The 10,088-nt window shown below is 54.9% G+C and carries 12 protein-coding genes; 5 read left to right on the top strand and 7 right to left on the bottom strand.

The features are described from left to right. Window positions 1-262: 262 nt before the first annotated feature. From HFM78_RS04250 to HFM78_RS04240, 3 genes are all read right to left on the bottom strand, one after another. Entirely contained in the window at window positions 263-844 is a 582-nt protein-coding gene (locus HFM78_RS04250; RefSeq protein ID WP_287128181.1) for a hypothetical protein, read from the bottom strand. A gap of 31 nt (window positions 845-875) precedes the next feature. After that, window positions 876-1,880 (bottom strand): M14 family metallopeptidase, encoded by a 1,005-nt coding sequence (locus tag HFM78_RS04245; RefSeq protein WP_287128180.1) that lies wholly within the window; start codon window positions 1,878-1,880, stop codon window positions 876-878. Window positions 1,881-1,982: 102 nt separating this feature from the next. Further along, window positions 1,983-3,302: a glutamate-cysteine ligase family protein gene (locus tag HFM78_RS04240; RefSeq protein ID WP_287128179.1), complete on the bottom strand. Its 1,320-nt coding sequence runs from the start codon at window positions 3,300-3,302 to the stop codon at window positions 1,983-1,985. Between HFM78_RS04240 and HFM78_RS04235 the strand changes: the two genes are divergently transcribed. After that, window positions 3,294-3,608: a hypothetical protein gene (locus HFM78_RS04235; RefSeq protein ID WP_287128178.1), complete on the top strand. Its 315-nt coding sequence runs from the start codon at window positions 3,294-3,296 to the stop codon at window positions 3,606-3,608. The two genes, HFM78_RS04240 and HFM78_RS04235, sit on opposite strands and share 9 nt — an antisense overlap. A 753-nt stretch (window positions 3,609-4,361) precedes the next feature. Then, window positions 4,362-4,745 (top strand): VOC family protein, encoded by a 384-nt coding sequence (locus tag HFM78_RS04230; protein WP_396033009.1) that lies wholly within the window; start codon window positions 4,362-4,364, stop codon window positions 4,743-4,745. Here the strand turns inward: HFM78_RS04230 and HFM78_RS04225 are convergent. Further along, entirely contained in the window at window positions 4,742-5,077 is a 336-nt protein-coding gene (locus HFM78_RS04225) for a hypothetical protein (protein WP_287128176.1), read from the bottom strand. The two genes, HFM78_RS04230 and HFM78_RS04225, sit on opposite strands and share 4 nt — an antisense overlap. Window positions 5,078-5,270: 193 nt before the next feature. Between HFM78_RS04225 and groES the strand changes: the two genes are divergently transcribed. Together groES and groL are read left to right on the top strand one after the other, a co-directional pair. Continuing rightward, window positions 5,271-5,582: a co-chaperone GroES gene (groES, locus tag HFM78_RS04220; protein WP_287128175.1), complete on the top strand. Its 312-nt coding sequence runs from the start codon at window positions 5,271-5,273 to the stop codon at window positions 5,580-5,582. A 14-nt stretch (window positions 5,583-5,596) separates the two neighbouring features. Further along, on the top strand, window positions 5,597-7,222 hold the full coding sequence (gene groL, locus HFM78_RS04215; RefSeq protein WP_287128174.1) for a chaperonin GroEL: 1,626 nt from the start codon (window positions 5,597-5,599) through the stop codon (window positions 7,220-7,222). A gap of 59 nt (window positions 7,223-7,281) precedes the next feature. On the opposite strand, the gene HFM78_RS04210 is transcribed toward groL, so the two are convergent. Then, entirely contained in the window at window positions 7,282-7,827 is a 546-nt protein-coding gene (locus tag HFM78_RS04210) for a Uma2 family endonuclease (RefSeq protein WP_287128173.1), read from the bottom strand. Window positions 7,828-7,873: 46 nt separating this feature from the next. Between HFM78_RS04210 and purS the strand changes: the two genes are divergently transcribed. Next, window positions 7,874-8,122: a phosphoribosylformylglycinamidine synthase subunit PurS gene (purS, locus tag HFM78_RS04205; RefSeq protein ID WP_287128172.1), complete on the top strand. Its 249-nt coding sequence runs from the start codon at window positions 7,874-7,876 to the stop codon at window positions 8,120-8,122. Here purS and HFM78_RS04200 read toward each other — a convergent pair whose 3' ends face one another. Then, window positions 8,123-9,592 carry an AAA family ATPase gene (locus tag HFM78_RS04200; RefSeq protein WP_287128171.1) on the bottom strand — a complete coding sequence of 490 codons (1,470 nt, stop codon included), beginning with the start codon at window positions 9,590-9,592 and terminating at the stop codon, window positions 8,123-8,125. A 21-nt stretch (window positions 9,593-9,613) separates the two neighbouring features. Next, complete coding sequence (locus HFM78_RS04195; protein WP_287128170.1) at window positions 9,614-9,982, bottom strand: hypothetical protein; 369 nt, start codon at window positions 9,980-9,982, stop codon at window positions 9,614-9,616. Window positions 9,983-10,088: the final 106 nt, after the last annotated feature.

Here is a 10,088-nt window from a genome sequence, read left to right as displayed (position 1 = left end):
GGCGGGGACGGGTCTGGGGGGCACAGAGGGTGCGGTGGTTTGACAGCCGAGGATAAGTAGGCCCAAGGCAAGGGCCAATCCCCAACGGGGAGAGAGGGGCATCGCTGTACAGATAGTTAAGCGATTTAATTTTAGAACTAAGCCGTCCTGACCTAGGAGATCCGCTCTAGCTCCCTTTTTGGGTGGCTTCTTGGTCGGGGTCTGACTGTTGCGATGCACCCGCGAGTCCTTAGTAGCCGAGTACCCTGTGTGGAATCTAAATCTAAGGGTGTGAAGGGCTAGCTATCAAGATTGAGGCCCAGTCTCGTAAGCGTTGGTGGAGTGCCGCGAGTATCTGTTCCGCTCGCTGGCAGCGTTCTTCAGCGAGAATCCGGGCCTGGGTCTCTCGTTGCGTGTATTGTTCAGCAAGCAGTCGAGCTTGGGTCTCCTGCTCAGCTCGTTCTTCTGGATTGACACTCCCCACGGCTAAAGCCAGGGGATTCCTGGTTTCACTAGTTAGCTTGCAACATCGGATTGCGCCTCTGTCGTAGTGGCTATGCTCTCCCCAAGCGTTGACGTTTCCCAGTGCCCCTGGGTACTTTTTAATCCTGCTGCCAGAATATTCAAGGCTGCATTGGGGTACCCCGAGGGCCAACATCCCGTCTGGGACGATGGGTGCATCATCGGGGTCAAAGTACAGCGCCATAGCTACGGCAAAGAACCAATCCTGTCGCTCAGCCCAAATCCTTGCCAAGAGTAGTTTGAGTAGACCGAGGATGAGGTCTTGCAGTTCGTGAGCCACGGGGGGGTCGTCCGAATCAGGAAGTTCATCGGCAGTGGGCAGACGGATGGGTGGTTGGAGCATGGTGTAACCCAAAGCTGGCTCCATTCTAGGATTAGTGGGTAGGCCAAGACATCCGTTCCATCAGGTAACAAAGACAGTCTTGACGCACTACTTGCGGGTCTAGGGTCAGCATGGAGGGCATGACGGGCACGGTGGTCCAAATTTCATCGCCATTAATTTTGAAGAACTTTTGTCGGACATCTTGCCCCAGTTCATCCCAGGCTTCGAGGTAGGCCATACTCTCGGGACGCACCCAACCTAACCGGGTACAAGCCGGAATTTCATGGAAGTTGAAGTGGTCTAGGTCCGGTGGGAAACACAGATCCTTCGCACGGTCGCCAAAGGCAAAGGCCACACCCGGTGGCACCTTCACCACTGCCACGGTGTGAAACAGGTCTAGGTCATGAACGGGTACTGGTCGGTTGGGCAAATGCAGGCGGTTGAGACAGCCCTCTAGGAACTCTAGGGCATGTTGAACGCCGTAGGGATGACCAGGTTTACCACACTCTAAAACAACGGCTGGACCAAGACGGGCAAAAGCGATGGACTGGACATTGTCAGGGCGCGTAAAGTAGACCACAGTCCGCGAAAACTGGGTTGCCAGATGGAGAAAGGCGTCTTCTAACCGATTCACACAGGCGTAATGGGGATTGAGCCCGGTGTTGTTGTGGATGTCCACACTGGCAAAAATACCGCGCTGGGCCATCTCGGTAACGACCTGACGCATCATCTGATGTTCGGGGGTAGGACCATCAGCCCAGACTCGGTTGTAGTCGGGCTGCTGCTCCAGATGGCGGCGTTGCTCACGGGCAGCCGCGATATTACCGATCAAGAAGGACAAGGCACGAGGTAAAGGACGGTCTTGGTATTTAGCTAATAATTCTTGCAAGGCCAGCCAACCCGTCGTCTCATTGCCGTGGAGGAGGACCGATACAAAAAGCGGCTGCTCCCGTCGTCCCGGCAAGTGGATGAGCGTCGGTCCGGGTAAGACCTCGTGGAGTTGGTGGGCGGGGGTATTCAGTAGACCCGCCGGTAGAGAATCAAGCACCGTCAGCATTCAGTCATCCCACTCATGGACTGGGTGTCCCTGCTGTTGCCGGACGCAGTAGGCGCGAGTCAGTTCTTGCATATCGCAGTGATGGCGAGCGACGTAGGCTCGTTACCAAGTCGCACCATTGCACAGCTTCTGGACTCGTTCCTCGATAATACCCAGGTAATAGGCCCGGTCCTCGGGGTCAATTGCTAACTGGGCTAAGCCCCGGTGGGCTAGGGGTAAGAGCGTCTCAGTGATCAAACCCTGCACCGGGACTTGAATATCCCCAAACCAAGTCAGCCGCGTTGCCAAACCCGTCTGACAAGCCCGGTAAAAATTATCGCGGGCCGCTCCAAAACTCAACAGCTGCTCGGGCGGAATCGGCTGGGTAGCAAGTGTATGGACTAGACCATAGAAGAACGCTGCGTTTGCCACCATATCCGCAATCGTAGGCCCTGCTGGGATGACTCGATGCTCAATTCTTAAGTGGGGTGTACCGTCAGTGTTGAAGCCCACTAGAGGCCGATTCCAACGCCAGATCGTGCCGTTGTGTAAACGCACGTGCGCCATCGCTTCGGTACGATCCGCCTGAGGAATAGGTAGCAAAATCGGGTAGCGGTCCGAGTTCTCCTGGAAACAGGCCAGTAGAGAATGGGTGATGTAACCACTACCGAACGTGACTCGGTTCAGACCGGGCTCGGGGTCGCCCCCCGCCACAGCCTGCTCAAAAAGCGGAATCCGGGTCTCATCCCAGAGGTCTTTCCCGAAGAGATAGGGCGAGTTAGCACTAAGAGCCACCATCGGAGCCGAGAGGATTTGAGCCGCATTGTAGTAACGAACCGCTTCCTCGGGTCCCACTTGTAGATGTACTTGAAAAGAAGTGGCAGCGGCTTCAATCATAATGTCGTGGTGTAGACAGGCTAGCTGTTCGCGGCCCCGGATATCAATGCGGAGAGGCCGTTCCTGACGCAACCGAAAGACCTGCTCATTCAAGGCACGGTAACGGGTCATCGCCGACATATTCGCCACACTCAATTCTTCTTGACGCACCGTAGGCAGGATACCAATCATCATCAAGTCGGCATCCATGGCTTGAGCGGTCTGGGTACAATGCTGCCAAGTCTGGGTGAGTTCCTGGGCCATCCGACGCAAGACTGAGCCCGTGAGTGCAAGGGGACTGGTGTTGAGTTCGACGTTGAAGCGGGCTAGTTCAGGACCCACCAAGGGGTCTGCCACCCGTGCTAAGAACTCCTCATTGCTGGGTAGAGGTCTAAAGCTAGGATCTACCAGCCAGCACTCCAATTCACACCCAGCCGTCTTAGGACCGGGCGCGAGGCTCCCCTTCTGGAACCACTGGGTCAAAAGCTCCATCTCACATCGGAGTGCGGCTTCAAAACAAGCAAGATCCTGGGGTGTGAAGTGACTGGTGGCGATTTCTTGGCCCATGACAATTACAACGTAGTATCTCCAGTTTCACATGGGGAGCCTGAGACCTACCAAAATCTTGTCTTTAGAGTAATTCTGCCTGTGGAAAAACTGGGGAAAACTGTGGAAAAGCTGTGGAAAACCTGGGGAACAAGCAGGGGGTTTTTCCACAGTTCGCCGCAGGCTGTGGAAAACTTCATTTTTATTCACAGGGTTTTCCACAGGGTTGTGGAAAATATGATCCTTGCTGGGAAAGGGTTTCAGAGGTTATTAACAGTTTCCACAGACTCTACTACTACTACTATAAGAAATATATTTCTTTTATAGATCAAGAACAGTGTGTGTAGGACACCACCACACTTACGATCCAACGGGATAAGACGGGATGAACCAGGATTAGCAATACGTAAGGGTTTCGGGGTTTATAAAGAGAAAAGACATAGATCAACCTAATTTAGATCGAGAAAACTTAGATCGTGATCTTGCGCTCGGACTGATTGGGTAGGATCATGCGGCTTTGTAACACCTCTGTAGTACTTCGGGGACCCTCGGCGGGTGCTCGTCGTGAACTTTGGACGACTCGCGGGGCGTTTATTGTGCAATGTCAAAATTCTTGCCCTGCTTCTACAACTCTTACAATGCTAAGAAGGCCCCTCCGCCCCACGTGGTGGGGAACCAAGACCACCAATACAGAAGAGCATTCTTAATTCTTGCTCCCCTCAACGCTTCTTGAGTTTGGTAGTGTTGTCTGTAATCGCTGAATCAATTTGCGCTTGGGTCAAGTTCCTAGCACTGCTTAGGTAAGCCCCACTAGCAGCCGCCCCAAAGCAGATAAACTTCAGGTAGTCCAAGCTTGAGAAGCGAGGAATTAGAGAAATAACTCCTCGTACCCACTCAGCAGGTTTAGAGTTGGCCTTAGCCTCAGTATTTAGAGATTGCGATACTGGTTCGGGTTCGCTAAGAACTTCTTGGGGAAGTTAGATTGTCATAAGGTGTGATGAAAAACATCTCCTGCATAATAAGCCATCATTCAGGAAATAGCACCCAGTTAGCATAGAGCCAGCGTCGGGGGATTTTGTGTTGCACCATGTTTCGATTCGGACCCGTGATATTTTTGCGGCGCTTGCTTTTTATGAGCGATTGGGGTTTCAGGTGGACCAGCGGTTTACGACCGGGATGACCCTGGCCTGTTGGTTGGTGGGCGAGCATGGGCGACTTGAGCTTATCCAGGTCCCCGAACCCCGTCCGGCCCCGGATGCTTGGCTAGACGAGACCTACACCGGGTACTATCACCTCTCCTTACAAGTGCCAGACCTCCTCCGCCAAGTCCAACAACTCCAGGCCGCCGGGGTCACCATCCTCCTCGAACCCCGCACCCAAACCATCGGCGACCAGACCTACTGGATTGCCTTCATCTGTGACCAAGACGGTCTACCCATCGAATTGTTGGAACCCTTGACCTAGATTTCTTTGTCACGGCAGACCGTCCCTGATGGACCCTGGGGATGGACCGCACAGACCAACCCTTGCTCCCCATGAAAATAACGACAGTCCCGACATAGCCTAGGGCGATTGTGATGCACAAGGTAGTGAGCCAAAGCTTGCCAATGGTCCGGGCACAGGTGGACTTCCAGGCCGTAATCTCGATAACCATTGCGGACACAACCCCCAATCCGACAAGGGGCAATACGGATACCCAAGAGGTCAGCTGTCCGGCTCAAGGTTGCGGGATCGGCGGGTTTGGGAGCCGTGGGACGGGCTTCTGTGAACGAGGGCCGCAACCATGAGCTAAGCATCTCCCCCAACCTCACTACCAGGAATGGGCCTAGTATGCCCTCAGATAGACCCCATTGCTAAGCAAACTTGCCGTAAGAGACTTGGCACTCTGAGCCGATGAGTGCTAATATCCTGAGGTTGAAAGCGTGTTCTGCGCTACGAACTATTGACCAACACACACCCTGTACCATTCCCATGAGTGGAGGTTCCTTCATGTCTACCATTGCTCTCTCCGTGACGACGCTCAGGCCCTTAGGGGACCGCGTTCTGCTCAAAACCCTCAAAGCTGAAGAAAAAACTTCCGGGGGCATCTTGCTGCCCGGTACTGCCCAAGAAAAGCCCCAAACTGGCGAAATCGTCGGCGTGGGTCCTGGTAAAGCCAACGACGACGGTACCCGCCAAGCTCTGGAAGTCCAGGTGGGCGACAAAGTACTGTACGCCAAGTACAGCGGCACCGAAGTCAAACTCGGGACCGAAGAATACGTGTTACTCGCCGAAAAAGACATCCTGGCTGTCCTAGCCTAAGCGGAGCAAGAACCATGGCAAAACAAATTGTGTTTGATGAAGTTGCCCGTCGTGCCCTAGAGCGCGGGATTGACGCAGTGGCAAACGCCCTCAAAGTAACCCTCGGTCCTCGGGGCCGTAACGTCGTCCTCGAAAAGAAATTCGGGGCACCCCAGATCATCAATGACGGCGTGACCATTGCCAAAGAGATTGAACTGGAGAACAGACTAGAGAACGCCGGGGCCCAACTTGTGCGCGAAGTCGCCTCTAAAACCAACGATGTAGCGGGCGATGGCACCACCACCGCGACAGTGCTGGCCCAAGCGATGGTCAAAGAAGGACTCAGAAACGTGGCGGCGGGTTCTAACCCGATGCTCCTCAAAAAAGGCATTGAGCGCACGGTGGCCTATCTAGTCGAAGAACTCAAAAAAGCCGCCCTCCCGGTGCAGACCGCCAAGACGATCAGCGAAGTCGCCGCTGTCTCAGCGGGTAACGACGAAGAGATCGGCAGTATGATCGCCCAAGCCATGGAAAAAGTTGGTCGTGAAGGCGTGATCACCGTCGAGGAATCCCGTTCCTTAACCACTGAACTAGAAATCACCGAGGGGATGCAGTTTGACCGGGGTTACGTCTCCCCCTACTTGGTGACCGACCAAGAGCGGATGGAAGCGGTCCTTGACGACCCTTACATCTTGATCACCGACAAAAAAATCTCCATCATCACCGACCTAGTGCCCATACTCGAAAAAGTGGCCCGCGCTGGTAAGCCCCTGATGATCATTGCCGAGGACCTCGAAAAAGAAGCCCTTGCTACCCTGGTCGTCAACAAGCTACGCGGTGTCTTGAATGTCTGTGCGGCAAAAGCCCCTGGATTCGGGGACCGGCGTAAAGCGATGCTCGAAGACATCGCCATCCTCACCGGCGGTACGGTCATCTCCGAAGACCTCGGTTTCAAACTGGAGAACGCCACCCTCGAAATGCTGGGTAAAGCCCGCAAAATGACCGTCAGCAAGGACAACACCACGATTGTTGCCGATGGTGCCGAGGATGAAGTGAAAGCCCGTTGCACCCAGATCCGGCAACAGATTGAAGAAACCGAGTCTGAGTACGACCGCGAAAAACTCCAGGAGCGTTTAGCCAAGCTCTCCGGCGGGGTTGCCGTGATCAAAGTCGGCGCGGCGACGGAGACCGAACTGAAGGACCGTAAACTCCGCATCGAAGACGCGGTGAACGCGACCAAAGCGGCGATTGAAGAGGGGATCGTTCCCGGTGGCGGTGCTGCCCTCGTCCACTTGGCTGGGAACATGAACGACTTCGTGAATAGTTTGACGGGAGAAGCAGCCACTGCTGCCAAAATCGTCCAACGTGCCCTCGAAGCCCCGGCCCGTCAGATCGCTATCAACTCGGGTCTAGAAGGTTCGGTCATCATCGAAAAAGTGAAGACCAACCCCGACTTCAACTTCGGTTACAACGCCTTGACCAACGAGTACGAAGACTTGGTGGCCCGTGGCGTGATTGACCCGGTGAAAGTGACCCGTTCCGCCCTCCAGAACGCGGCCTCGATTGCGGCGATGGTCCTCACCACTGAGGCCCTCGTGGTAGACAAACCCGAAGAGGCTAAGGCCAACGCGGGCGGCGGCGGTATGCCCGACTACGACTAATTCAGTTCGTTTAATTTAGAAAGGGGTAGTTCTCGGGCTATCCCTTTTTGGCAAGAATTTCAGGGGAGTCTGGCCTGTTGAAAAACCGTCTGGGGCATTAGGTCGAGTCCCGGCAGTAGAACATCTTCAATTACAGCGGCTCCCTGATAAGTGCGCGGGGGAGCATCCGGGAAGAAAACCGTGATACTCCGGGCTTGGTTGTCCACCACCCAGACTCGTGACACCCCACAAGCTAGGTAGTCCATCGCTTTTTGCAGCAACTGTCCAAAGGTTTGACCGGGGGAGATAATTTCAACTACTAGGTCTGGGGGAATGGGCGCGGCAGTATCCTCCATCCAGTCTCGCGGTAAGCGCGTGTAGGCGATGTAGGTCAAGTCAGGACAGGGGACCCAATCCTCCCCACGCAACCTCAAAGTTACAGCCCACTCTGCTTCAATATGTCCCTGATCCCAATCTGCCAATAAGCGAGACAGTACTCGTTGGGTCGCGCAATGAAAGCGTTTATGTGACATTTTAGGGATGGCTTGACCGTGGACGAGTTCATAGGCCGTCTCCCCCTCGGGTAGGGCCAGGAATTCTTGGAGGGTTTGGGTTTTGATTTGCATCCTCGCCTCAAACTACACATCGCTAGTTCCAAGGTATCGTAAAGAGATGAAATATCTCGCAACCGTTGAAGTGACGCTCCGGCCCTCGGTCCTAGACCCAGCAGGCGTAGCGGTGGCCCAGGGGTTGACCCAAATGGGCTATCCCGTGGCGGCTGTCCGGGTGGGTAAACTGATTCGTTTGGAAGTGGATGCCCAAGACGAGGCTGCGGCTCAGATCCTCGTGCAACAGATGGGCGAACAGGTCCTCAGTAACCCCGTCATCGAAAACTTCCGGGTCGCACTCACCCCGCTCTGATTACCAGCGGTCGTAGGCTTGACGGCTCGCAAGCCGCGCTTTCCCGGCTTTGGCCCAGTCCTGGAGCTTTTGAATTTGCTCTTGGGCGGTGCGGGCTAAGGGGATCATTTGGCTGACTGCCTCAATTACATCCTCCGTGGTAAAATCCCGCTGTTCACTAAACGCCGTGTGCATCGCCTCAATCAGCGACTGCTCAATCTCCGCCCCAGAGAACTCGGGGGTCTCGTAGGCCAAGCGGTCTAGGTCATAATTTCGCAGCTGGTGGGGCCGCAACTTGCCGAGGTGGACCTGAAAAATCTCCTTGCGTTCCGGTTGGGTGGGTAGCCCGACGAAGAAAATCTCGTCAAAACGACCCTTACGCAACAGTTCGGGGGGGAGACGGTCAATCTCGTTGGCAGTGGCGACGATGAAAACTGGGGCCGTCTTCTCCGCCATCCAGGTTAAAAAGGTCGCAAAAACCCGGCTGGTCGTCCCAGAATCCCCGGTACGGTCCATCGTGCCAAAGGCTTTATCAATCTCATCGAGCCAAAGGATACAAGGGCTGAGGGCCTCAGCAAGCTGGATCATCTGGCGGGTACGGGCCTCGGACTCCCCGACCAACCCCGCAAAAAGTCGTCCCACATCTAACCGCAACAGAGGTAAATGCCAATGGTGGGCAATCGCCTTCGCACTCAAGGACTTGCCCGTACCCTGGATACCGACGAGTAGTAACCCCCTAGGAGCCGGGAGTCCATAGCGGCGGGCCTGTTCTGAGAAGGCCCCGCCCCGGCGCATCAGCCAATCCTTGAGGTTATCGAGCCCCCCGATATCAGACATTTCTAGGGCTGTGGGATAAAAGTCAAGGATCTGAGTCTGGCGGATTGTCTGGCGTTTTTCTTCCAAAATGATCTCGATATCCTCAGCCTCTAGGGTGCCGTGTTTGGCGATGGCGCGGGCGATGGCTTGGCGGACTCGTGTCAGCGTCAATCCCTGGCAGGCTTTGACTACCTCCTCTAACTCGATCGTAGCGGTGGGCAAGAGACGACGCACCTCAGCATCCAACTCTTCAAAGTTGGGTAGCGCGTATTCCAACACGGTCACCTCATCGGCAAGATCCGGGGGGATGGCGAGTCGGGGAGCCAAGAGGACAATATTTTTGGGGACAGCCCGTAGACCCCGCGCCAGATTCCGCAATTTACGGGCTATGGAAATATCGTCGAGGAAACGGTGGAAATCCCGGAGTACGAAAAGGGCGGGCTGTTGGTCGGAGCATTTCTCCACAAACTCCAACGCCTGCAGGGGGTTGTTGCGCCCCACTTGACGGTCGGTTCCTGACTGCTGGTAGCCCTCGACAAAATCCCAGAAGTAGACCTTGCGCTGCTGGCTCAACCCCAAGAGGGCCTGCTCAGCCCGCTCTTCTTCCTGGGTGACGATATAAATGATGGGGTAACGGGCGCGGATTAACAGGTCAATCTCTTCAGCAAAACCCATGGATAGCCCGCCTAGCTCTCCTCAGCTTAGTGCAGGCTTGGCAGCCCAATCCAGACAGCGATCGTTCAAGGGACCCGACGGATGGACGGCACAGACAAGCCCGTGGCAACCATAGTAAAACCCACAACTCTGACAGGTCCCTTGGGCGGGTTGGGGACGGGCCAAGATCTTGAGGGCACAGGTGGTCATGGCTTGGCGGAGGGTCGGTTCTTGGGCTGTACAGCCGACCCCCTGGGCATCTTCAAAGGAACACGCAATACAGGGATAACCCAAACTCGTACTTAGGTCCAAAGCAGAACCAAAGTAGCCCGCTTGGGCCATAGTTTGAAAAATCTCGATCGGCGTCAGGCTTAACCTCTGGAGACGAGCCGTAAATTCTTGGTGGTTCATGGGGGGTGGGGTGTTGGTTTAAGAAGATACCTGGTGTGACGGAAATACCACAGGGAAAGGTCACTTTTACATACAACCATCTACCTGACTCATGCATCCGTAATGT

It is taken from the genome of Candidatus Cyanaurora vandensis (assembly GCF_013285555.1).
Taxonomy (GTDB): domain Bacteria; phylum Cyanobacteriota; class Cyanobacteriia; order Gloeobacterales; family Anthocerotibacteraceae; genus Cyanaurora; species Cyanaurora vandensis.
The sequence above is the reverse complement of the archived record's forward strand: the minus strand, read 5'-3'. Positions and strand labels throughout refer to the sequence as shown.